Source organism: Mycobacterium kyogaense, assembly GCF_003254575.1.
GTDB classification, from domain to species: domain Bacteria; phylum Actinomycetota; class Actinomycetes; order Mycobacteriales; family Mycobacteriaceae; genus Mycobacterium; species Mycobacterium kyogaense.
On sequence record NZ_QJUA01000062.1, the window covers coordinates 1 to 20,961 of the forward strand.

Sequence of the window (20,961 nt, forward strand, 5' to 3'; positions counted from 1 at the left end):
CCGTCCAACTTTTCACCCTCGCTACCAGCAAACCCACTAACGACGGCCAACCGGCCATCACCAAGCGCGCACGCTCACGTGAGGCAACGACCACCCCTACGCGCGCATCTTGACGTGAGGCAACAGGCGGCTACCTGTGGCGAGGCGGGCTGGTGAAACGAATGAGACGAAAGGGATAGAAATCCCGCCCGCAGGTCACGGTCGCACGAACCACCGGTGCAACCAGCGCTCCAGGGATGCCCCGTCGCCCGGCCCGCCGGCCGCGGCGAGATACCCGTCCGGCCGGACAAGCAGCCAGCCCGACGCAACGCCTCCATCGCGCACGCTCACGATCCCCTCCCAGTCCCGCGCGACGTCGACCACCGCGCCAGCGTCAGGACCGGCGAACAGCGTCAAGGCGCCGAGGTCGAGCGCGTCGTAGCGACCGTCCACATCCGGCACGCGGTCGCCCGCGCGCATCGCTCCGAGATCGCCCGCCTCCAGCGCAAACTCGCCGCCCCGGTAGCCGGCCGACAGCTGCCCGAACATCGATGCCGCCGCGTTCTGGACAGCGTCACGCGCCAGCGCCCGCGGCGCCATCCGGACACGCAGCGCATGCACCAGGGGATTGGTCGAATTGAACACGCGGGTGCCGATCTCGGTGAAGCGCAACACCTTTCGGACCACCGGAAGACGCTCGGAGGAGTAGGTGTCGAGAAGATCGGGTCGGGCACGCCCGTCGAGCACCATCGCGAGTTTCCATCCGAGGTTGATCATGTCCTGGATGCCGAGGTTCATCCCCTGCCCGCCCGCCGGGCTGTGCACATGCGCAGCGTCACCGCCGAACAGCACCCTGCCCGAGCGCAGATTCGGCACCGCGCGGCTGTTGATGCGGAACTGCGAACTCCAGTTCAGCCCGTGCAGCCGCGCCGGCACCTCGACCGTGCGATCGAAGAGCTCCTGCATCTCGGCGACCGTGGGCGCGGCTCCGTGCGCCGCCAGTACGCCGGTGGGGTCGGTCGCCATCATGCGAAAGCGTCCGTGGCCCATGGGAAATGCAGCGACGAAACCGCTGCGCGCCAGGAAGATCGACACCTGATCTTCAGGCAGTGCGCCATCGATGTGCAGGTCGGCCAGCACGTAGTCGTGCGGCAAAGTGCGCCCGGGGAAGGGCACCCCCAGCGCTTTGCGGATCGAGCTGTGCGGGCCGTCGGCGGCGATCACGTACTGCGCCTCGATGCACTCGTCCTCACCGGCGGCGGAACGTACTGTCGCCGAGACAGACCGGGAGTCATCGCGTATCGACACGACGTCGACTCCGCGTTCCACCTTGACTCCCTGGCGGCCGAGCTGTTCGGTCAGGAGGCGTTCGGTCTCCGATTGGGCGAGCATCAGGATGCCGTTGAACGCACTGGGCATTCGGCTCAGTTCGACGCTCGCGAGATCGCGCCCGTCGGCGTGTAGCGCCGCTGCCCGCACCGTGTTGCCCAGGGGCAACATCTCCTCTCCGACGCCGCGGACCCGGAGCAACTCGAGCGTGCGTGCCTGCACGGCCAGGGCGCGGGACTCCGGCGACGGATGTGACGCCCGGTCGACGATGCGTACGCCGACCCCGAGTCGCGACAGTTCGAGCGCGGCCGCCAGGCCGGTGGGCCCGGCGCCGACGACCAGGACGGGAATGCGTGATGGAGCGGTCACCGGAACTCCTCAGATAAGTCAACAACTGATGACTTCGACTGTAAGCCGATCCGACAAGATGTCAACAGTTGATGACTTATTCGGTCGAGGACCTCGCCGCAGGCCACGGCGTATCGGCGACCAGACACAGCGCGCGGGTGATCGCGGCGATCTCGGACACCAACACGCGAGCCGATCCCTCGACCGACTCGTGCCCCGGGACCGAGCGGCGCACCCGCTCGGCGGCGGCCGTCAATTCCTCGGTGTCGACACTCCACGGATCGGTGACGGTCACCGGTTCACCACACAGCACCTCGACGAACTCATCGACCGCGCGCACGAACGGCCGGTGCGGTTGCGGGAACGCATCGACGGGCAAATTGTCCTCGAGCGTCGCGCACGAACTGGTGATCGAGTTCAGCACCGCGCGATAGCACCGCAACCACCGACGCTGCTCGGCCGAGACCAGCCGGGCCGCGCCGGAGGCGGCCTCGAACGCCGCCCGAGCCCGGAACGTGCGCTCCCACGCTGCGGCGCGGACCTCTGTCGCACTGTCGATCTCGTGCAGGTAGACCTTCACGACCGTGGCGGCGTAGTCGATCTCGGTCTCGAGGAGTTCACCCGCCCGCTGCGCGAGCCGGGTCAGCGGGTCGTCGGGCATCAGTACATGGGCCAGCACGGCCAGCGCTCCGCCGACCGACGTCGCGATCAGCACGTCGCGCGGGTCGACGAGGACCGCTGCGTGATCGATCCCGAGGATGAACGCGGTCGTGGCCGCGACGGCAGCGGCCATCGCCAAGTAGCCGTACCGCGATGCCACATGGGCGAAGACCACGGCGGCACCGGCGAGCACGGCGAACACCGCCGGCGCGGCGTGCGCCACGACGGCGACGCACGAGACCAGCAGCGCACCCGCGGCGACGCCCGCAGTGCGGCCCACACAGCGGGTGTAGGTGTGCGCGGTCTCGGGGCGCAGCACCATCAGCACCGTCAGCGCGATCCAGACCCCGTCGCCCACTGCCAACACGCGCCCCAGCACGCACGCCAGGACCACGGCGACACCGAGGCGCGCGGCGTGGCGCAGAACAGGGGAGTGCCGGTCGATCCTGTCCCGCAGGTCGGCGGACGCCCACTGGACCCGTGTTCGCAGATCCGCCGGCGTGGCGTGGAGTCTGTCGTTCGGTCGCCTCGCGGCAGCGAGGTGCAGATAGGTGGAAAGTCGTTGCGCGGCAGCCTGTGCGTCATCACCGGCCGCGGCGACGGCGGCGTCGAGCCGGTGCAGCGCGGCATCGACAGCAGCGCGTGCCGACCGGTCCGGATCGGCAAGCGCAGTCAGGGTGGCTGCGGTCGCATGCAGCACATCGGCTGCGCCGGCGCTCGCTCCGAGGTCGGCCAGCGAGGCGCCGATGCGCCCGGGCACCACGTACCAGTTGCGGTAGCCGGCGGATCGGCGCGTCGGGTGGGCCGTGTCGGCGGTGAACGCAGCGCGCAGGGCGATCATCGGCTCGGTACTGCCCACCGCCTCCTCGGCACGGGCAGCCAGCCGCGTCGCGTCGTCGGCGAGCGAGCGGTACGCGGTGACGAGTGCCTCGCGCTGAATCCGCCAGCGGCGCGGCGGCCAGGCCGCCGCCACCGCGGCCTGCAGCGCACCCGCGCACACCGCCAGCGCGGCCGTCCCGACAGTCGACGCCCAGGTCGGCGCCGTCGACGCGGTGGCGATCAGGAGAGCTCCCGATGCGCCGGCGATCAGCCCGGCAGACGTGCCCCACACCCAGGCCAGCGCGGCGAGCGCGCACCAGGCACCGGCAGCGGCGACGACAAGCCAGAAGAAGGTCGACGTCGAGGTGCCCACCAGGATCGCCACGCCCATCACGACCGAGGTGAACAACACCCGCAGGGTTCGTCCGCGCGGATCCTGCTGCAGCGCCACGACTCCGGCGATCGCCGCTGTTCCAGCCACCGCGGTCGCGGAACCCGCCGGGCCCCACTGGATCGCACACAGCGCGGCCACCACGGTGACCACGACGCTCCGCAGCACCGGAGCCGCCTCCGGAAGGGCCGCGCGCACCGTCTCGCCCGTGATCATCTCCCCATTCTGGCCCGGGGTTATCGTCGCAGCGTGGAGAAAGTGATCCTGACGTTGCGTGGCGCGCCCGGCGACGAGGCGTGGTGCACCCGATTGCGCACCGAGGTCGCCCAGCAGCTGGCCGACACCGGTGTCGCCGGCCTCACGGTGAACGTGCGCGACGCAGCCGTCACCGACTCGCTGATGACGCTGACCACCCTCGACCCGCCGGTCATCGGTGTCGCCAGCATCTGGACCGACCAGTATTACGGCAGCCAGATCGCAGCTGCCACAGAGATCCTGACGGCACACTGCGAGGAACTCGCGGCCTATCTGGTCACCGAGTCCGTCCCGCTGAAACCGCCGCCGACCCCACCTGGAGAACGGACCCCGGGCCTGGCCAACGTCGCGCTGTTGCGCCGCCCGGCCGCGCTGGACGAGGCGACGTGGTTGAGCCGCTGGCACCGCGACCACACACAGGTGGCGATCGACACGCAGGCCACGTTCGGCTACACCCAGAACACGGTCGTGCGCGCACTCACCGCAGGAGCAGAACCGATCTCCGCGATCGTCGAGGAGCTCTTCCCGCTGGCGGCGACCACCGATCTGCACGCCTTCTTCGGTGCGGCCGACGACGACGACCTCTCCGACCGCATGACGCGAATGATGGCCAGCACCTCGGCCTTCGGCGCCAACGAGAACGTCGACACCGTGCCGAGCAGTCGCTACGTGGTGCGTGACCCGTTCGCTACGCTGCTGCGGTGACTCTTCGGATCAGTGATGACAACAAGGTTCGCACGCTCACGCTGGACCGGCCCGAAGCGCTGAACGCCTTCACCGAAGAGCTCTACCTCGCCACGGCGACGGCGCTGGACGAGGCATCCGCGGACCCCGACATCGCCGTGGTGCTTCTGACCGGCGAGGGCCGCGCGTTCAGCGCAGGCAACGATCTCAAGGAAATGCAGGCGCGCATCGCCGACGGTTCCTACAGCGGTGGCAGCAACTTCCCCCGGATGATCACCGCGCTCGCCGACCTGACCAAACCGTTGATCTGCGCGGTCAACGGCGTCGGGGTGGGCATCGGCACCACGATCCTGGGCTACGCCGACCTCGTGTTCATGTCGGCCACGGCGCGTCTGAAATGCCCGTTCACCAGTCTCGGCGTCGCACCGGAGGCGGCGTCGTCGTATCTCCTGCCGCAGCTGATGGGCAGACAGAACGCGGCGTGGATGCTGCTGTCCTCGGAGTGGGTGGACGCCGAGGAGGCGCACCGGATGGGCATCGCGTGGAAGGTGTGCGCGCCCGAGGAACTGCTCGCCGAAGCCCGGCGTCACGCCGATGTGCTTGCAGCCCGGCCCGTTTCGAGTCTGACGGCGGTCAAGCGCACGATCGCGCAGAGTTACCGGGCTGGGATCGCCGACGCGACCGCTCGGGAGAACGCCGAGTTCGCCGACCTGCTCGGCGGGGCAGCCAATGCGGCTGCGTTGGATCAGTTCAGCCAGCGACGCTGACTGCCTGCACGGCAGCTGACTGGGCGAAATGCGCTTCGATGATCGCCCGAAGGTTGCGACGGCATCGGCCGCAGTCACCGCCGGCACCGCAGGCCTCGGCCACGTCGCGCGACGTGCGGGCGCCGTTGGCCACGAGCTCACCGACGACGTGGCTGGTGGTGCCGGTGCACAGGCAGACGAACATCCGTTACGCCCATCCTCACTGTCGTGGCCATGTGGTCAGTGCAGCCTTACCTTCAGTAGCGAAGTCTAGCCTTACTTTCCGAGATCGGTCCAGGCCCATCTCGCCGCGGCGGCCGGAGTTGCGGCAGTCGAGCGCGGCGGTGCACTAGATTGAACGTGCCCGCACGACAGTCCGTGCGCGACATTGACCCGGTTGAGGAGCTAGCCATGCAAGGGGATCCCGAGGTTCTGAAGTTGCTCAACGAGCAGCTGACGAGCGAACTGACGGCGATCAATCAGTACTTCCTGCACTCGAAGATGCAGGACAACTGGGGCTTCACCGAGCTGGCCGAGCACACCCGCAAGGAATCCTTCGAAGAGATGGTCCATGCGGAGAAGATCACCGACCGCATCCTGCTCCTCGACGGTCTGCCGAACTATCAGCGACTCTTCTCGCTGCGGGTGGGTCAGACCGTGCGGGAGCAGTTCGAGGCCGACCTCGCGATCGAGTACGAGGTGGTCGGACGGTTGCGGCCCGGCGTGATGATGTGCCGCGAGAAGGGTGACGCGACGTCGGCCACCCTGTTGGAAGAGATCCTGGCCGACGAGGAACTGCACATCGACTACCTCGAGACGCAGTTGGAGCTGATGGGCAAGCTGGGCGAGGAGCTCTACCTGGCGCAGTGCGTGTCTCGTCCGCCCAGCGTCGGCGCGAACTAGAACGCGTTACACTTTCGGCCATGAGCCGAATCGGGGACTTCGCCGACGACGACGTGACCGGCTTTGCGGTCACGTCGCCAGAGCTCGGAGCGGCGATGGCTCGCTTCAGCAACGCGGTGTACACCAAGAATCGGCTCCCGATGCGTACCCGCGAAGCCGCGCGCATCGTGATCGCCTACGCCAACGAGTGCGTCACGTGCCAGAACACGCGCGACAGCGAGGGTGAGGCCAACGGCATCACCGAGGAGTTCTACGACTACGCCACGCAGTGGCGGACGTGGCCGGGGTACAGCGACTCCGAACGCATCGCGATGGAATTCGCGCACCGGTTCGCCACCGATCACACCGGACTGCGCGACGACGAGGACTTCTGGGCCAGGGCCAAGGAGCACTTCGACGACGAGCTGCTCACCGACCTGGCGATCTCCTGTGCGATGTGGGTCGGCATGGGTCGCATGCTGCGCACCCTCGACATCGGACAGGCCTGCGCGATCACACTGTGAACGCGACGGCCCGGCGGCACAATGACCGCATGGCCGCCAAACCGCTCGCCGCCGCCGCGATCGCCCAGCTCGAATCCGACGGCGTCGCCACGCTGATCGGCACCGTCGTCAACCCGGCAGGATTGATGCACGCCAAGACCGTGCCGCTGCGCCGGATGGGTTCTTTCGCCGATCCCGGACTCGGCGCCAGCCCGGTGTGGCATGTGTTCACCATCGACAAGGTCGGCATCGCGTTCAGCCCGGCCACCGGCGTGGTGGGGGATCAGCGGATCCGGATCGATCTCAGCGCGCTTCGCATCCTCGGCGACGGATTCGCTTGGGCGCCCGGCGATTTCCACAGTCAAGACGGCACCGTTGATCCCTTCTGCACACGCGGCACACTGCGTCGCGTCGAGGACCGTCTCGCCGAGGCCGGGCTCGACGCGCTGGTCGGTCACGAGATCGAGTTCCTGCTCGTCGGACCCGACGGTGCCGCGCTGCCTGCCGATCTGTGGGCCCAGTACGGGCTGGCCGGAGTGCTCGAGTTCGAGGGCTTCGTGCGCGACGTCACGGCAGCCGCGACGGCGTCCGGGGTGGCCATCGAACAATTCCATCCCGAGTATGGCGCGAACCAGTTCGAGATCTCGTTGGCTCCGCTGCCGCCCGTCGCCGCGGCCGACGCGGTCAGTCTGATGCGCATCATCATCGGTCGAGCAGCGCGCAGATACGGTGTGCGCGTCAGCCTGTCACCGGTGCCGTTCGCCGGAAGCGTGGGATCGGGTGCCCATCAACACTTTTCACTGACCCGCGACAGCGCCCCACTCTTGTCCGGCGGAGACGGCCCCGGCGGCATGACCGCCGAGGGGTCGTCGGCAGTGGCAGGCGTGCTCGCGGGCCTCGCCGAGGCGCAGGGGGTGCTGTGCGGGTCGATCCTGTCGGGGTTACGGATGCAGCCGGGGAGCTGGGCCGGCGCGTACGCGTGCTGGGGCACCGAAAACCGCGAAGCCGCAGTGCGTTTCATGACTGCAGGGCCGGCCAACGTCTACGGCGCCAACGTCGAGGTCAAGATCGTCGACCCATCGGCGAATCCCTACCTGGCCTCGGCTGCGATTCTGGGCCTTGCGCTCGACGGCATCGAACAGGGCCGGCAATTGCCTGCGGAGGTGGCGGTGGATCCGTCGTCGCTGTCCGAGGCGCACCGCGCGGAGGCAGGCATCACGGTGCTGTCGACCGATCAGCGTGCCGTGCTCGACGCCCTGTACCGCTCGACGACAATGCGCAGCGTCCTGGGCGATCCGGTGGTCGACGCGGTGCTTGCGGTGCGTCGCTACGAGAACGAGACGTATGGGCACCTGAGCCCTGAAGAGCTGGCCGAGAAGTTCCGCCTCGCCTGGAGCGTGTGAGCGTCCGCGAGTCTTGACAACATACAACCAATTGGTTGTATGTTGTCCAAGTGGACGTGCTCGACGAAGACCGTGCTGATGCGTTGTTCCATGCATTGGCCGACCGCACTCGGCGCGACATCGTGCGCCGCGTCCTGGCGGGGGAGCACTCGGTGTCCACGCTCGCGGCCCACTACGACATGAGCTTCGCCGCCGTGCAGAAACACGTCGCGGTGCTCGATCGGGCCGGGTTGATCACCAAGCGGCGGCACGGTCGCGAACAACTGGCCAGTGGCGAGGTCACCGCGATCCGGTCGGTGTCGTCACTGCTGGCCGAGTTGGAACAGGTGTGGCGCGGCCGCGTCGCCCGCATAGACGACCTCATCGCCATCGAGAACGCCGCCTCCGTAGACACACCATCCGAAGACACCGCATCCGAGAACATCCGAGAGGAATGACCATGCCCGTCACCGATGTCCACCACGATTCAGAAGCCCGCAGCCTGACGATCGTCGCCGATTTCGCCGCGCCCGTCGAGCGCATCTGGCAGATCTACGCCGATCCGCGTCAGCTCGAGAAGATCTGGGGGCCACCGGAATACCCGGCGACTGTGGTCGACCACGACCTGCGACCGGGCGGGCGTGTCACCTATTACATGACGGGGCCCGAGGGGGAGAAGTACGCCGGCTACTGGGACGTCACGACGGTCGACGAACCCCACGGATTCAGTTTCGACGACGGCTTCGCCGAGCCCGACTTCACGCCGAAAACCGACCTGCCGGTGTCGAAGAACGTGTTCACGTTCACCGGCCATGACGGCGGCACTCGCGCGACGTACGTCAGCACCTACGCCTCGGCCGAGGCGCTGCAACAGGTGCTCGACACGGGCATGATCGAGGGCGCGACGTCGGCGATCAACCAGATCGACGGTCAGCTCTGAGCAGTCAGACGAGTCCGGTCGCGTCGAACACCCAGGACATGTCCGCGGTGGCGAAGTCCTCCAGCCAGCTGGGCGGGGCGTGGTTGGCCAGCGCCCCCATGTCCCAGTAGTCCTTCCACAGCGAGATCTTGCCGTCGACCACCCGGTGCACCGTCACGAACTGCAGCACCACTGATTCGCCTGTGGCCCAGTGCCATTCCTCGTGGTGTTCGTACATCAGGTCGGTGCCGTTGCTGACCATCAAGCCGGGGAAGTTCTCGTAGGACGCCAGCGGATCCAGACCGATCTTGAGCCGCTTGACGATGTCTTCGGGACCGCGCGCCGCCGCCGCGGGACCGACCGGCATGTCGAGATAGATGCAGTCGCGCGCCAGGAAGGTCTTCAGCTCCTCCCAGTCGCGGGCCGACAGCGCCGCCCACATGCCCGCGACGGTCTGCTCAGCCGACACGGGTCAACACGTCGGACGAGGATGCCAGGGCCCGGACGCGGTGCGCGGCACGAAGGAACCGGCCGGTTCGCTGCGCACCGACGAGGTCGGTGAGCGCACCGTCGCGGAACACCGCGCGTCCGCCGACGAGTACCGCGACCACGGTGTCGTCGTTGCGGTTGACCATCCGGGGCAGGCCGCCGTACTGCTCGACCGGCGATTCGGCGTAGCGGTCCAGCGACTCGTCCAGGCGCTCGGGGTCGATGACGACGACGTCGGCACGGTCGCCGATCCGCAGGTGCCCGGCGTCGATGCGGTACCAGTCGGCCAGTTCACCGGTGAGGCGATGCACCGCGGCCTCGATGCTCATGAAGGGCTTGCCTGCCCGCTGCGCGTCGCGGACGTGCCGTAACAGTCGAAGCCCCATGTTGTAGAACGCCATGTTGCGCAGATGCGCGCCGGCGTCGGAGAAGCCCATCTGCACACCGGGATCGCGCGCCAACGCCTTGAGCACTTCCGGCCGGTGATTCGAGATCGTCGTACGCCACCGCAGCGCCGCGCCGTGGTCGAGCACCAGGTCCAGGAAGGCGTCCACCGGGTGCAGCCCGCCCCGATCCTGGCCCACCTGACCGAAGGACTTGCCGATCACCGAGGCGTCGGGGCAGTCGACGATCTCGGCGTCGAAGAAGTCCCGATGCCACACCCGCATGCCGAACTTCGCGTCGTAGTCGCGGCGGAACCGGCGCCGATAGTTCTCGTCACGCAGCATCGCGTTGCGCTCCACCTCGTCGCGCAGGTGCAGGGCCGCCGCGCCGGCGCCGAACTCCTCGAAGATCACCAGATCGATGCCGTCGGCGTACACCTCGAACGGGACCGGCAGGTGCTGCCAGCGGAAATCGCCGCCCAGCCCGTTGACCAGCCGGGCCAGCGGACCGAGGATCTTGACCGCCACCGGGTTGGACTTCACATCGGCGGCCGAGAGGAGGCTGGTCTTGAGCGGATTGCGGATGATGCCCAGGGATTGGAACGCCTGCGAGCCGATGTTGAACGGGTTCTCGATGTCGGGTCCTGACTGCAGGACCCGACCTGCGCGCCGCAGCAGCGCCTTGAGCCGGCGCAGCTCACGCGGCTTGGCATAGGTTGAGGGCAGGGTCCGCGAGCGACAGACCTCGCCGTCGAGCTTGTCGAAAAGCAGCTGCTGCGAGGACATTCCGACGAACCCGGCGCGCAGCGCCTCGGTGAGCATGCGTTCCATCTGCGCCTGTTCGGCCTTGGTGGGGCGCTCCTCGGAGCGGGTCGCGCGGTCCAGCCCCATCACCGCGGCGCGCATGTCCGAGTGGCCGATGAACGCCGCGACATTGGGCCCCAGCGGGCGATCCTCCAGCGCGGCGATGTACTCCTCGCCGTTGCGCCAGGTCTTGTGCTGCTCGATCGCCGCAACCACGTGTTGGCGGGGGATCGCCTCGACCCGTCCGAAGATGTCTCCGGCGTCGCCGCCGTCGACGTAGACGGTCGACAGCGAGCACGAGCCGAGCAACACGGTGGTGACTCCGTGGCGCAGGGATTCCGACAGCGAGGGTCCGCCGAGCACCTCCACGTCGTAGTGGGTGTGGATGTCGAGCATGCCGGGCAGCACCCATTTCCCGGCCGCATCGATGACGTGGTCACAGTCGGCATCGGCGAGGTCGTCCTCCGTGATCGCCGCGACGTGGCCGTCCTTGATCGCGATCGTGCGCACGGCAGACGGGGCGCCGGTGCCGTCGAACCATCGGCCGTTGCGGATGATCGTGTCGTAGCTCACAGTGCTGCTCACGTCCTCATCGAACAGGGCGTCACGACAGGTGTCAACGACATCGTGAACACTTTCTTCGAAATGTCTACGCCAACCGCGGGCGCATAATCGAGAAGGTGACGCCGCTGCAGCGCTACATCGCCGAAGAGATCGCCACCGACCACGTCGAAGGCCTGCTGTCCCGCCGGGAGGCGTTGCGCCGGCTCGCCCTCCTGGGGGTGAGCGCGGCCGGCGCCTCGGCACTGATCGCCGCCTGCGCCGACAACGCGAGCCAGGCTCCGAGCAGCTCGTCCACCCCGGCTCCGTCGGCGCAGCCATCACCCCCTGGTCAGGCCGGCGCACTGCCCACCACGCCGGTGACCTGGGCCGGCCCCGCCGGGGCGCTCCAGGGCGCATGGGCGCAGGCCGACAACCCGCGTGGCGGCATCCTCGTCATCCACGAGAACAAAGGCCTCACCGACTGGGTGCGGTCGGTCGCCGGCCGGCTCGCCGGCGCCGGCTACTCGAGCCTCGCCGTGGACCTGCTGTCCGGCCGCGGCGGCACGGCCACGTTCACCGACCCCGCGGCCGCCACGGCCGCACTCGGCGAACGTCCCCCCGCCGACATGGTGGCCGACCTGCAGTCCGGCATCGCCGAGGTGGCCCGCAGAACCCCCGGGCGCAAACTCGCCGCGATCGGGTTCTGCATGGGCGGCGGGCTGGTGTGGCGGCTGCTCGACACCGGAGCCCCGCAACTCGCGGCGGCCTTTCCCTTCTACGGGCCCACCCCCGACGACCCCGACTTCTCGAAGTCGGCCGGGGTCGCCGTCCTCGGCTTCTACGGCGCGCTCGACCAGCGGGTCAACGCCACCGAACCGGCCGCGCGCGCCGCCCTCGAGAAGGCCGGCCTGGTCCACGAACTCGTCACCGAGCCGGGCGCCAACCACGCCTTCTTCAACGACACGGGAGAGCGTTTCGACCAGACCGCGGCCGATGACGCCTGGCGCGGCACGCTGGACTGGCTCGTCGTCCACGTCGGCTGAGGAGGCCACAGCCACCGGCTGTTCGGCGACCCGCCACCTCACCGTCTACTTCCGCACATCCGGGCAGGCTCTGATGCCACCATGCGGGTCGTCCAGGTGGCCAACTTCTACGGGCCCCGATCCGGTGGCCTGCGGACCGCGGTCGATCGCCTCGGCGCGGAATACCGCGCCGCCGGGCACGACGTGTTCCTCGTCGTGCCGGGATCTCGCCGTGAATGGACCACCACCGCCACCGGTGTCGTACGAATTACGTTGCCCGCCGTCGAGATTCCGTTCACAGGCGGTTACCGCGCGGTGTCTCCCCGCCCCGTGACAGCGCTGCTCGAGGCGCTGCGCCCCGATGCGCTCGAGGTGTCCGACCGGTTGACGCTGCGCTCCCTGGGACCGTGGGGCCGCCGACGCGGCGTGTCCACGGTGATGATCTCCCACGAGAGGCTCGACAGGCTGGCCGGCCAGATGTTGCCCGCGCGCTGGGCCGAAGCAGTGGCTGACACCGCCAACCGCCGAACGGCCGACAACTACGACGTCGTGGTGTGCACGACGGCGTTCGCGCGTGAAGAGTTCGACCGAGTCGGCGCGGCGAACGTGGTGACCGTGCCCCTGGGCGTGGATCTCGACCAGTTCCATCCGCGCCACCGCTCGGCGACGGTGCGGGCGCAATGGGCCGGCCCCGGACAGACGCTGCTGGTGCACTGCGGTCGGCTCTCGATCGAGAAGCATCCCCACCAGAGCATCGATGCCGTTGCCACCCTCTGCGATTCGGGTGTCGACGCACGCCTCGTGGTGGTCGGAGAAGGCCCGCTGCGATCGCGTCTGCAGCGGCAGGCGCGCGGACTCCCGGTCGACTTCACCGGATACGTCGGATGCCGCGAGACCGTCGCGGCGATCCTCGCCAGCGCCGACGTCGCTCTCGCCCCGGGCCCGCACGAGACCTTCGGCCTGGCCGCTCTGGAGGCGCTCGCGTGCGGCACCCCCGCGGTCGTCTCGCGCACCTCCGCGCTGGCGGAGCTCCTCACGCAGGACAGCGGCGCCGTCGCCGACAACGATCCGCGTGCCATCGCGCACGCCGTCACCACGGTGATCAGCCGGCCGGAAGGCCACCGCAGGCACAGTGCCCGTCGCCGCGCCGAACAGTTCACCTGGCCACGCTCTGCGGCCGGGATGCTCAGCGCGCTGCGCGTGCAATAGCCCGTTCGCCGCGGCCGCAAAGGCCTACGATCCCAACCATGCTGCGCACGCTCGCCGTGATCCCGGCCCTCGCGCTGGCCCTCGGGCCGACGGCGCTCGCGCACGCCCAACCCCAGGACGGCACGTGTGATTACGAGCTCTCCCCGCCGACGCTGGTCACGGTGTCGGGCACGACGATGGTGACGGCCACCGTGTCGCCGCGGGCGTGTGCCGGCGCAGTCACCTTCCAGACAGTCGCCTGTCTGCAGATGGCCGGCGAGTCGGGACCGGGCCAGTGCAGCCAGGGGCGCGGAATCCTGCCCGCGCAGGTGTTGTTCCAGCCCTACCGTCCCGGCACCGAGTACACCGCGACCGGCAAGGGCTGCGCGTCGGCGGGTAACCCTCCTGCGGCGTCGTGCCGGACGGTCGGGCCCCTCACCGTCACGCTCTGACCGTCACGCTCTGACCGCCGCGGTTTAGCGCCGCGACCACCCGGGCATCCGAGCGCTTATTGATGGGGTCGTCAATGCCGACGCGGCCCCGCACGAGCCGAGGAGCCGTCATGGACAGCAACAACACCGTCTGGATCGTGGTGGCTGCCGTCGCCGCGATCATCGTGATCGCACTGATCGTGTTCGCCGCGCGGAAGTCGCGCAACAAGCGCCGCGCGGCCGAGGCCGACCGCATCCGCGAAGAGGTCCATCACGACAGCCAGCGAGTCCAGCGCCAGGCGACCCTTGTCGAGGAGACCGAAGCCAAAGCCCGCGCCGCACAGGCAGAGGCTGACGCCAAGGCCGCCGAGGCCGCGCGGCTTGCCGAGACCGCGGCTGGCCGTCGCGACGCATTGACCAGCTCTCAGCAGCACCTCGACGAGCGCCGCGAGCACGCAGACAAGCTCGACCCGCGCGTCCGCCGGTCGGACAGCGATCGCCCGGCCGACGACACCGCAGTGTCCGGGGGACGGCACAGCAGCCACGACGGAGTCGACCAGGCCGTCGACCGGGGTGTCGAGCGCGACACCCACCGCGTGGCCCCCGACGCCCGCCGGAACTGACTCCGCTACACGGTCCAGGCGACCGGCAGTCGCTTGATGCCGTGAATGAACGCCGACTGCAGGCGGTCGGGATCACCCACAGCTCGCAAGTCAGGCACCGCGCGGTGGAGTTCCTCGAACGCCACCGTGATCTCCCGACGGGCCAGATTGGCCCCTAGGCAGAAATGCGCGCCGCCGCCGCCGAACCCCACATGCGGGTTCGGGTGGCGACGGACGTCGAACGTCCACGGGTCGGCGAACTTCGACTCGTCGCGGTTCGCCGATCCGTACCAGAGGGTCACCTTGTCCCCGGCCGCGATGCGCACGCCGCCGAGGTCGACGTCACGGGTGGCGGTACGGCGCATGTAGGCCACCGGTGACGCCCACCGCACGATCTCCTCGACCGCGGTCGGGGCGATGGCCTCGTAATCGGCCCACCACAGATCCCGCTGCTCCGGATAGCGGCTGAGCGCCAGCACGCCGTGGCTGATCGCGTTCCTGGTCGTCTCGTTGCCGGCCACCACGAGCAGGATGAAAAACGACGCCACCTCCGCGGAGGTCAGCCGTTCACCGTCGAGTTCGGCGGCGACCAGGGCGGTGGTCAGATCGTCGGCGGGATGGCTGCGCCGGTCATCGGCGAGCGCGGTGGCATAGGCCCCGATCGCCATCGCGACCGAGACGAACTCCTCGAAGTCGGTGGCGATGTCGGGGTCGCCGAAGCCGAGGATCACGTTGGTCCAGTGGAAAACCCGCTGATGGTCCGACTCGGGAATGCCCATCATGTCGCAGATGATCTGCAGCGGCAGTGGGCCGGAGAACTCGGCCACCAGGTCAGCCTGCCCGTCGGGGTGTCCGGTCACCATGTCCGACACCAGCCGCGCAGCCCGCGCCCGCACCGAATCTTCGATCAGCGCAAGCACTTTCGGCGTGAACGCGCTGCGCACGATGTTGCGCAGCCGGGTGTGCCGGGGATCGTCCATCGCAATCATCGAACCGAAGTACTCAGCCAGCTCGGGGGACTGGTCACCGATCACGATGCCGCCGGCCGAGCTGAAGATCTCGGGATGTCTGCTGGCGTAGAACACGTCGTCGTAGCGGGTGAGCGCCCAGTGACCGGCCACCGCGGCCTCCCCGTCGGGTCCGTCCGACATGAAGGCGTCGAAGAAGCTGACGGGCGCGTCCCGTCGCAGGGTCGCGAACGCGCCGTCGCGGATATCGTCGTCGAGCCCCCAGAAATTCCATGACGCCAGGTCGGCGTCGGCGAGCGCAACGACGGGCGGGGGAGTCCCGTTCACCCGGGTCACGTCCGTGAGTTCGGTGTCGAGTTCCGGGCTGTTCATGCACTCCGAGCGTAGCCGGTCAGGGCCGCGCCTCATGGCCCTTTCTGCCGTGTGTGCGGCGGTCCTCCTTCATCCGCGCCTCGTGCAGATGGCGTTGCCCGCCGACCAGCTCGTCGCGGACGCCCTTCTCGTGGTCACGCACGACACTCCAGTACGAGTCGTCGAACTCTTCGACGACCTGGAAGGTCCACCGCCCCTGGATGACGTTGCGGCCCACGAGCTCGGTGTCGATACGGTCGGCGGCATCGTCGTGGCCCGCCTCCCGCAGCGCGTCACACGCCTCGCCGAGCAGCAGGTCGGCGTGGCCCATCAGCTGGTGGAACGAATAGAGGTGTCCCCGTGCGCGTTCCACCCACTCCAGCGCTTCTGTCACCTTGCCGACGGCCTCGACCGTGGCATCGCTTGCATCAGTCACGCCCGCGAAGTACCCGTCTCGCGGTCGTGAAATCGTCACGATGATGTCGAGAATCTGACGTGGCCGGCACGAGCACCGTCAGCGGTCGAAGTCGTCGTCGATCGGGACGTCGATCGTCTGCTCGATCAGATCGGCCTCACTGGCCTGCCAGTCCCGCTCGCCGGCCACCCGGTCGGCGTCCAGCAGGGTTCCGTCTGCGGCCTCATCTGGGTCGACCGGCGTGCGCTGCTCGGCGACGTCGGCTTCGGGAGCGTCATCGAACGGGTTGTCCTGGGGACTCGTCACAGCGGATTACCTCCGAGGGTCGATGGGCGGTTCGGCGGTCTCCCCACGATAGTTCTCCCAGACTCTGCAGCATGCACGACCGCCCGGCGATTCACGGTCGTCGGGCGTGCTCGGGTACTCTGCGTAGCAACTTTCGCCCCGGACGAGACAGGCCCTCGAAGACGGTGGGGCCACCCTCGCAAGCACTCGAGATTCAAAGGTCAGTGATTTGCCAGACACCACCAACGGAACCCAGGACCTGACTCCGCATTTCGAGGACGTCCAGTCGCACTACGACCTGTCGGACGACTTCTACCGGCTGTTCCTGGACCCCACGCAGACCTACAGCTGCGCGTACTTCGAGCGCGACGACATGACCCTCGAAGAGGCACAGCTGGCCAAGATCGACCTGTCGCTGGGCAAGCTGGGCCTCGAGCCCGGCATGACGCTGCTCGACGTGGGCTGCGGCTGGGGCGCGACGATCAAGCGGGCCGTCGAAAAGTACGACGTCAACGTGGTCGGACTCACGCTGAGCCGCAACCAGCAGGCCCACGTGCAGAAGGTGCTCGACGGCCTCGACAGCCCGCGCACCAAGCGCGTGCTGCTGCAGGGGTGGGAGCAGTTCCACGAGCCGGTGGACCGCATCGTCTCGATCGGCGCCTTCGAGCACTTCGGCCGTGACCGCTACGACGAGTTCTTCAGCCGGGCCTACGACGTGCTGCCCGCCGACGGCGTGATGATGCTGCACACCATCGTCAAGCCGGACGACGAGGAGTTCACCGCCAGGAACCTGCCGGTCACGATGACCAAGATCAGGTTCTTCAAGTTCATCATGGACGAGATCTTCCCCGGCGGTGATCTGCCGCAGCCGGTGAAGGTCAAGAGCCACGCGACCAAGGCCGGGTTCGGCGTCGGGCTCGTCCAGCCGCTGCGTCTGCACTACGCCCGCACGCTCGACCTGTGGGCCGCCGCGCTCGAGGCCAACAAGGACCAGGCCATCGCGATCCAGTCCGAAGAGGTCTACGAGCGCTACATGAAGTACCTGACCGGATGCGCCGATCTGTTCCGCGACGGCTACACCGACATCTGCCAGTTCACGCTGACCAAAGGCTGATCAGGGCTTCAGGTAGGACGCTTCAGGTAGGACCGGGCAGGCTGGCCCGGTTCGCCGCCGGCCGCGTCGCGACGCCGGGCCGCCATACCGGCCAGCGCTTCGAACACCACCCGGTGCGCGGCGTTGACCGTCAACTCGGCGTGGTCGTAGGCCGGTGCCACCTCGACGACGTCGACGCCGGCCACGTCGTGTTCGTAACAGAGCTGACGCACCATCCGCAGCAGGTCGGCGCTGGTGATGCCGCCCGGCTCCGGGGTGCCGGTACCGGGCGCGTGCGCCGGGTCGAGCACGTCGATGTCGACCGAGACGTAGAGCTTGTCGGCCTTGGCCAGCGCCTCACCGACCGCGTCGGCCATCACCGCCTTGAAACCGCGCTCCCAGATCTCCTGCATGGTGTGCCAGGTCATCTTCTGTTCCTGCATCCACTCGAAGGTGTCCTGCGGCGGCCAGTAGCCGCGCAGACCCACCTGCACGAAGTGCGAGCCGGGAACCGCGCCCGATTCGATCAGCCGTCGCATCGGGGTGCCGTGACTGGCCAGGTTGCCCTCGATCTCGTCGGCGGTGTCGGCATGCGCGTCGAAGTGCACGATGCCGACGTTGCCGTAGCCGTGCACGTCGGCGACTGCGGTGGCGGCCGGCCAGGTGATCGAGTGGTCACCGCCCAGGATCACCGGGACGATGCCGCGGCTGGCGATCGCTGCCACGCGCTCCTTGATGTTCTGGTGTGACACCTCGGTCTGCCCGTGCGGGCAGTAGGCGTCGCCGAAGTCGACGACCTCGAGCCAGTCGAAGATCTCCAGGCCCAGGTCCATGTGGTAAGTGCCCGGCTCGTAGGCGGTCGCGCGGATCGCGCGCGGGCCGAAGCGGGCGCCGGGCCGGTTCGTCGTCGCGATGTCGAACGGCGCGCCGACGATGGCGACGTCGGGCTTCCACGAGTCGAGCTGGCTGGTCTCGGTCAGAAACGGTCGGTGCCCGAAGGACGCCACACCCGCGTAGGCCAGCTCCAGCTGCTCGACCATGCCGGGTGGGGGATCGCGCTGATGTCCGTGCTCATGACCCATGGGGGGACCGTACCGGTCATCCGCCGCCGTGGCCGGTCAATGCGGCGCGCAGCTCATCCGGCACAGGCCGTTTGGCCCAGTCGTCGGTCGACACCACCACGTAGGTGTTGGCGCCGCGCACCGCGACCTGTTCGGCGTCCTCCGTGCCGTCGACCGCCCGTCGGTGCACGGTGAAGTCGAGCGTGACACTCGTGGTGCCCACCCGGGTGCAGGCCACACCTACCCGGACGATGTCGCGCCAGCGCACCGGGGCGGCGAAGTCGATCTCACTGTGCACCACCTGGAAGTCGTAGCCACTGTCGATGATGTCGGCGTAGGTGAATCCGCAGTGCTCGAGAAATCCGGTGAGGGCCTCGTCGAACCAGGTCAGGTAGTGGCCGTTGAACACGACTCCCTGCTGGTCGATCTCTGCGTAGCGGGGCACCACGGGCAGCGAGTATCCGGACATCACCGACGACTGTAAGGGTGGGGCAGACTCGAGCCATGCAGCTCGTGACGATCGACGACATCCGCGCCGCCGCGCAGCGCATCCGCAGCCACGTCCTGCGCACTCCGCTCGTACCTGCGCCGTGGGGGGATCCCGAGCGCCCGCTCTGGGTGAAGCCGGAGAGCCTGCAGGCGATCGGCGCGTTCAAGGTGCGGGGCGCGTTCAACGCCCTGACCGCTGTCCGAGAGCGGTCGGGATCGATCACCGACGTGGTGGCCTACAGCAGTGGTAACCACGCCCAGGCCGTCGCCTACGCCGCAGCCACCTTCGGTCTGCGGGCGCACATCGTCATGCCGGAGGAGACACCCGAGGTGAAGGTGGCCGCCACCCGGGCGCACGGCGCGCGGGTGGTGCTGTGCGGCGCCGGCCAACGCGAGGCCGTGGCCGCCGACGTGGCCGCCGACACCGGCGGGGTGATGATCCCGCCGTTCGACCACCCTGACATCATCGCTGGTCAGGGCACCATCGGCGCTGAGATAGCCGACGACCTCCCCGAGGTGGCCACGGTGCTGGTGCCGGTCAGCGGGGGCGGACTCGCCTCGGGCATCGGGGTCGCCATCAAAGCGCTCTGCCCGCGGGCCGTGGTTCTCGGTGTGGAACCCGAGCTGGCCGCCGACACCGCCGAGGGTCTGCGCACGGGCGAGCGCGTGGATTGGCCGGTGAGCCGACGCAACCGCACTCTCGCCGACGGACTGCGTTCGCAGCCCTCCGAGCTGACGTTCGCCCACCTCCGCCGGGTCCTCGACGGGATGCTGACCGTGACAGAAGACGAAATACTTTCTGCCGTCCGAGAATTCGCGCAGCGGGGCCATCTGGTCGCCGAACCCAGCGGGGCGGTGGCGCTGGCTGCCTACCGCCAGCACACGACGCCACCAGGTCCGACCGCGGTGATTCTCTCCGGTGGCAACATCGAGCCGCGGCTGCTGGCGCAGGCGCTCGCCTGACGGACATGCGTGACCAGCGGCGCTGCAGGTAAGGTCGCCGCGACGAAGGAGTGGTTCGTGGACGCAGTACTCGGGCTGTCGGTGACGTCAACGGCCGTCGGGCTGGTCCTGGTGGAGGGGCAGGACGCCGACGGCGACGCGATGACGGGCACCGGTGTCGAGGTGGCGACGTCGCAGGATGCCGCCGAAGCGGTGCGCCAGACGGAGGCGCTCGCCGCGCAGCGCGGTCAGCGCGTGCAGTCGATCGGCGTGACATGGAGTGACGACGCCCGAACCGAGGCGTCGCTACTGCTCAAGGAGCTCACCGAGTCCGGCCACAACATCGTGCCCGTGCAACTCTCCGAGGCCACCGATGCGCTGGCCCGCGGCATCGCCGAGGTGGTCGGCTATCACACCACCGCGGTCTGCGTGGTCGAGCCGGGGCAGCTGATCGCCCTCGTCGTCACCCCCGACGACGGCGCCGTGCAGACCGCCGTCAACACATCCGTGATCACCGAGGAAGACCTGATCGGGTGGTTGAGTGCGGTCTTCGCCCGCGCGGACTGGGAACCCGAGGCCCTCGTACTCGTCGGCTCGGCCGAGGACCTCGACGGGATCGCCCCGGTGCTCGAGGAGGCGCTCGCAGTGCCGGTGTTCTCACCCGCAGAAGCCCAGCTGGCACTGGCCAGGGGAGCGGCGCTGGCGTGCACCCCGAGTCTCGACGAGTGGTGGCTCGACGACGACCTCGCCCCGACCCACGCTCCGGTCCCGGCGGAGCCGCGGTTCGCGACAGAGCGGTTGCGGCGGGCGGGACCGGCGCTGATGCTGGCCGGCGGCCTGGTCGCGTTCGTCGTGTCGGTCTCCGCGGCGCTGGGGATGCAGTTCGTCCCGGAGCGGCCCGCACCAACGGTGCGGCCGGCAGCCGAGGCGGGCCCGGCAGCCCCCGTCGCACCCATCGCCCCGCCGCCACCTCCCGTCGCCCCGCCGCCGGTCGAGGA

24 protein-coding genes are annotated in these 20,961 nt (G+C 68.8%); 14 read left to right on the plus strand and 10 right to left on the minus strand.

Going from position 1 to position 20,961, the window contains the following annotated elements:
• Positions 1-195: 195 nt before the first annotated feature.
• Complete coding sequence (locus DMB80_RS25865; protein WP_240431392.1) at positions 196-1,677, minus strand: FAD-dependent monooxygenase; 1,482 nt, start codon at positions 1,675-1,677, stop codon at positions 196-198.
• 76 nt (positions 1,678-1,753) lie between these two features.
• Positions 1,754-3,742: an FUSC family protein gene (locus DMB80_RS25870; protein ID WP_111512457.1), complete on the minus strand. Its 1,989-nt coding sequence runs from the start codon at positions 3,740-3,742 to the stop codon at positions 1,754-1,756.
• A gap of 33 nt (positions 3,743-3,775) precedes the next feature.
• Between DMB80_RS25870 and DMB80_RS25875 the strand changes: the two genes are divergently transcribed.
• Positions 3,776-4,486 (plus strand): EthD domain-containing protein, encoded by a 711-nt coding sequence (locus DMB80_RS25875; protein ID WP_205538936.1) that lies wholly within the window; start codon positions 3,776-3,778, stop codon positions 4,484-4,486.
• Positions 4,483-5,232, plus strand: a complete 750-nt coding sequence (locus DMB80_RS25880) for an enoyl-CoA hydratase/isomerase family protein (RefSeq protein ID WP_111512458.1) — start codon at positions 4,483-4,485, stop codon at positions 5,230-5,232. Before DMB80_RS25875 ends, DMB80_RS25880 begins: the two co-directional genes overlap by 4 nt.
• On the opposite strand, the gene DMB80_RS25885 is transcribed toward DMB80_RS25880, so the two are convergent.
• Positions 5,216-5,416, minus strand: coding sequence for a (2Fe-2S)-binding protein (locus DMB80_RS25885; RefSeq protein WP_046363302.1), 201 nt, complete (start codon positions 5,414-5,416; stop codon positions 5,216-5,218). The genes DMB80_RS25880 and DMB80_RS25885 overlap by 17 nt on opposite strands.
• A 206-nt stretch (positions 5,417-5,622) precedes the next feature.
• Between DMB80_RS25885 and bfr the strand changes: the two genes are divergently transcribed.
• The 5 genes from bfr to DMB80_RS25910 are packed head-to-tail and all read left to right on the plus strand — an operon-like array spanning position 5,623 to position 8,918.
• Positions 5,623-6,114 carry a bacterioferritin gene (gene bfr / locus DMB80_RS25890; RefSeq protein ID WP_111512459.1) on the plus strand — a complete coding sequence of 164 codons (492 nt, stop codon included), beginning with the start codon at positions 5,623-5,625 and terminating at the stop codon, positions 6,112-6,114.
• A 20-nt stretch (positions 6,115-6,134) separates the two neighbouring features.
• The gene (locus DMB80_RS25895; protein WP_046363304.1) at positions 6,135-6,617 is read left to right on the plus strand and encodes a carboxymuconolactone decarboxylase family protein; all 483 of its coding nucleotides are present in this window, start codon (positions 6,135-6,137) and stop codon (positions 6,615-6,617) included.
• A gap of 29 nt (positions 6,618-6,646) precedes the next feature.
• Complete coding sequence (locus tag DMB80_RS25900; RefSeq protein WP_111512471.1) at positions 6,647-7,999, plus strand: type I glutamate--ammonia ligase; 1,353 nt, start codon at positions 6,647-6,649, stop codon at positions 7,997-7,999.
• A gap of 50 nt (positions 8,000-8,049) precedes the next feature.
• A complete protein-coding gene (locus tag DMB80_RS25905; protein ID WP_111512460.1) occupies positions 8,050-8,436 on the plus strand; it encodes an ArsR/SmtB family transcription factor in 387 nt (128 codons plus the stop codon).
• A gap of 2 nt (positions 8,437-8,438) precedes the next feature.
• Positions 8,439-8,918, plus strand: coding sequence for an SRPBCC family protein (locus DMB80_RS25910; protein WP_111512472.1), 480 nt, complete (start codon positions 8,439-8,441; stop codon positions 8,916-8,918).
• A gap of 4 nt (positions 8,919-8,922) precedes the next feature.
• On the opposite strand, the gene DMB80_RS25915 is transcribed toward DMB80_RS25910, so the two are convergent.
• Positions 8,923-9,339, minus strand: a complete 417-nt coding sequence (locus DMB80_RS25915; protein ID WP_240431395.1) for a nuclear transport factor 2 family protein — start codon at positions 9,337-9,339, stop codon at positions 8,923-8,925.
• 16 nt (positions 9,340-9,355) lie between these two features.
• Entirely contained in the window at positions 9,356-11,146 is a 1,791-nt protein-coding gene (locus tag DMB80_RS25920; RefSeq protein ID WP_111512462.1) for an N-acyl-D-amino-acid deacylase family protein, read from the minus strand.
• A gap of 107 nt (positions 11,147-11,253) precedes the next feature.
• On the opposite strand from DMB80_RS25920, the gene DMB80_RS25925 reads away from it, so the two are divergent.
• From DMB80_RS25925 to DMB80_RS25940, 4 genes are all read left to right on the plus strand, one after another.
• Positions 11,254-12,159: a dienelactone hydrolase family protein gene (locus tag DMB80_RS25925; RefSeq protein ID WP_111512463.1), complete on the plus strand. Its 906-nt coding sequence runs from the start codon at positions 11,254-11,256 to the stop codon at positions 12,157-12,159.
• An 81-nt stretch (positions 12,160-12,240) separates the two neighbouring features.
• The gene (locus DMB80_RS25930) at positions 12,241-13,347 is read left to right on the plus strand and encodes a glycosyltransferase (RefSeq protein ID WP_111512464.1); all 1,107 of its coding nucleotides are present in this window, start codon (positions 12,241-12,243) and stop codon (positions 13,345-13,347) included.
• A 38-nt stretch (positions 13,348-13,385) separates the two neighbouring features.
• Positions 13,386-13,778: a hypothetical protein gene (locus DMB80_RS25935; RefSeq protein ID WP_111512465.1), complete on the plus strand. Its 393-nt coding sequence runs from the start codon at positions 13,386-13,388 to the stop codon at positions 13,776-13,778.
• A gap of 110 nt (positions 13,779-13,888) precedes the next feature.
• Positions 13,889-14,380: a hypothetical protein gene (locus DMB80_RS25940; protein ID WP_240431393.1), complete on the plus strand. Its 492-nt coding sequence runs from the start codon at positions 13,889-13,891 to the stop codon at positions 14,378-14,380.
• A 5-nt stretch (positions 14,381-14,385) separates the two neighbouring features.
• Here the strand turns inward: DMB80_RS25940 and DMB80_RS25945 are convergent, their stop codons facing one another.
• The 3 genes from DMB80_RS25945 to DMB80_RS25955 all read right to left on the minus strand — a co-directional run bounded on the left by DMB80_RS25945 (position 14,386) and on the right by DMB80_RS25955 (position 16,399).
• Positions 14,386-15,699 carry a cytochrome P450 gene (locus tag DMB80_RS25945; RefSeq protein WP_111512466.1) on the minus strand — a complete coding sequence of 438 codons (1,314 nt, stop codon included), beginning with the start codon at positions 15,697-15,699 and terminating at the stop codon, positions 14,386-14,388.
• Positions 15,700-15,718: 19 nt separating this feature from the next.
• Entirely contained in the window at positions 15,719-16,114 is a 396-nt protein-coding gene (locus DMB80_RS25950) for a hypothetical protein (RefSeq protein ID WP_111512473.1), read from the minus strand.
• Between the two features lie 78 nt (positions 16,115-16,192).
• The gene (locus DMB80_RS25955) at positions 16,193-16,399 is read right to left on the minus strand and encodes a hypothetical protein (protein WP_073683717.1); all 207 of its coding nucleotides are present in this window, start codon (positions 16,397-16,399) and stop codon (positions 16,193-16,195) included.
• 208 nt (positions 16,400-16,607) lie between these two features.
• Here DMB80_RS25955 and DMB80_RS25960 point away from each other — a divergent pair, with 208 nt between their 5' ends.
• A complete protein-coding gene (locus DMB80_RS25960) occupies positions 16,608-17,492 on the plus strand; it encodes a cyclopropane mycolic acid synthase family methyltransferase (RefSeq protein ID WP_046363317.1) in 885 nt (294 codons plus the stop codon).
• 8 nt (positions 17,493-17,500) lie between these two features.
• On the opposite strand, the gene speB is transcribed toward DMB80_RS25960, so the two are convergent.
• Both speB and DMB80_RS25970 read right to left on the minus strand, forming a co-directional pair.
• A complete protein-coding gene (gene speB / locus DMB80_RS25965; protein ID WP_111512474.1) occupies positions 17,501-18,511 on the minus strand; it encodes an agmatinase in 1,011 nt (336 codons plus the stop codon).
• A gap of 58 nt (positions 18,512-18,569) precedes the next feature.
• Positions 18,570-19,001, minus strand: coding sequence for an acyl-CoA thioesterase (locus DMB80_RS25970; protein WP_111512467.1), 432 nt, complete (start codon positions 18,999-19,001; stop codon positions 18,570-18,572).
• Between the two features lie 35 nt (positions 19,002-19,036).
• Here DMB80_RS25970 and DMB80_RS25975 point away from each other — a divergent pair, with 35 nt between their 5' ends.
• Together DMB80_RS25975 and DMB80_RS25980 are read left to right on the plus strand one after the other, a co-directional pair.
• A complete protein-coding gene (locus tag DMB80_RS25975; RefSeq protein WP_111512468.1) occupies positions 19,037-19,984 on the plus strand; it encodes a threonine ammonia-lyase in 948 nt (315 codons plus the stop codon).
• Between the two features lie 57 nt (positions 19,985-20,041).
• A partial coding sequence (locus DMB80_RS25980; RefSeq protein WP_205538938.1) for a DUF7159 family protein occupies positions 20,042-20,961 on the plus strand: 920 nt, incomplete at its 3' end.

Coding starts and splice junctions, on each gene's coding strand:
- DMB80_RS25870 (WP_111512457.1), bottom strand. CDS start 3,742: ATGATCACGGGCGAGACGGTGCGCGCGGCCCTTCCGGAGGCGGCTCCG.
- DMB80_RS25885 (WP_046363302.1), bottom strand. CDS start 5,416: ATGTTCGTCTGCCTGTGCACCGGCACCACCAGCCACGTCGTCGGTGAG.
- bfr (WP_111512459.1), top strand. CDS start 5,623: ATGCAAGGGGATCCCGAGGTTCTGAAGTTGCTCAACGAGCAGCTGACG.
- DMB80_RS25895 (WP_046363304.1), top strand. CDS start 6,135: ATGAGCCGAATCGGGGACTTCGCCGACGACGACGTGACCGGCTTTGCG.
- DMB80_RS25900 (WP_111512471.1), top strand. CDS start 6,647: ATGGCCGCCAAACCGCTCGCCGCCGCCGCGATCGCCCAGCTCGAATCC.
- DMB80_RS25910 (WP_111512472.1), top strand. CDS start 8,439: ATGCCCGTCACCGATGTCCACCACGATTCAGAAGCCCGCAGCCTGACG.
- DMB80_RS25915 (WP_240431395.1), bottom strand. CDS start 9,339: ATGTGGGCGGCGCTGTCGGCCCGCGACTGGGAGGAGCTGAAGACCTTC.
- DMB80_RS25930 (WP_111512464.1), top strand. CDS start 12,241: ATGCGGGTCGTCCAGGTGGCCAACTTCTACGGGCCCCGATCCGGTGGC.
- DMB80_RS25935 (WP_111512465.1), top strand. CDS start 13,386: ATGCTGCGCACGCTCGCCGTGATCCCGGCCCTCGCGCTGGCCCTCGGG.
- DMB80_RS25940 (WP_240431393.1), top strand. CDS start 13,889: ATGGACAGCAACAACACCGTCTGGATCGTGGTGGCTGCCGTCGCCGCG.
- DMB80_RS25945 (WP_111512466.1), bottom strand. CDS start 15,699: ATGAACAGCCCGGAACTCGACACCGAACTCACGGACGTGACCCGGGTG.
- speB (WP_111512474.1), bottom strand. CDS start 18,511: ATGGTCGAGCAGCTGGAGCTGGCCTACGCGGGTGTGGCGTCCTTCGGG.
- DMB80_RS25970 (WP_111512467.1), bottom strand. CDS start 19,001: ATGTCCGGATACTCGCTGCCCGTGGTGCCCCGCTACGCAGAGATCGAC.
- DMB80_RS25975 (WP_111512468.1), top strand. CDS start 19,037: ATGCAGCTCGTGACGATCGACGACATCCGCGCCGCCGCGCAGCGCATC.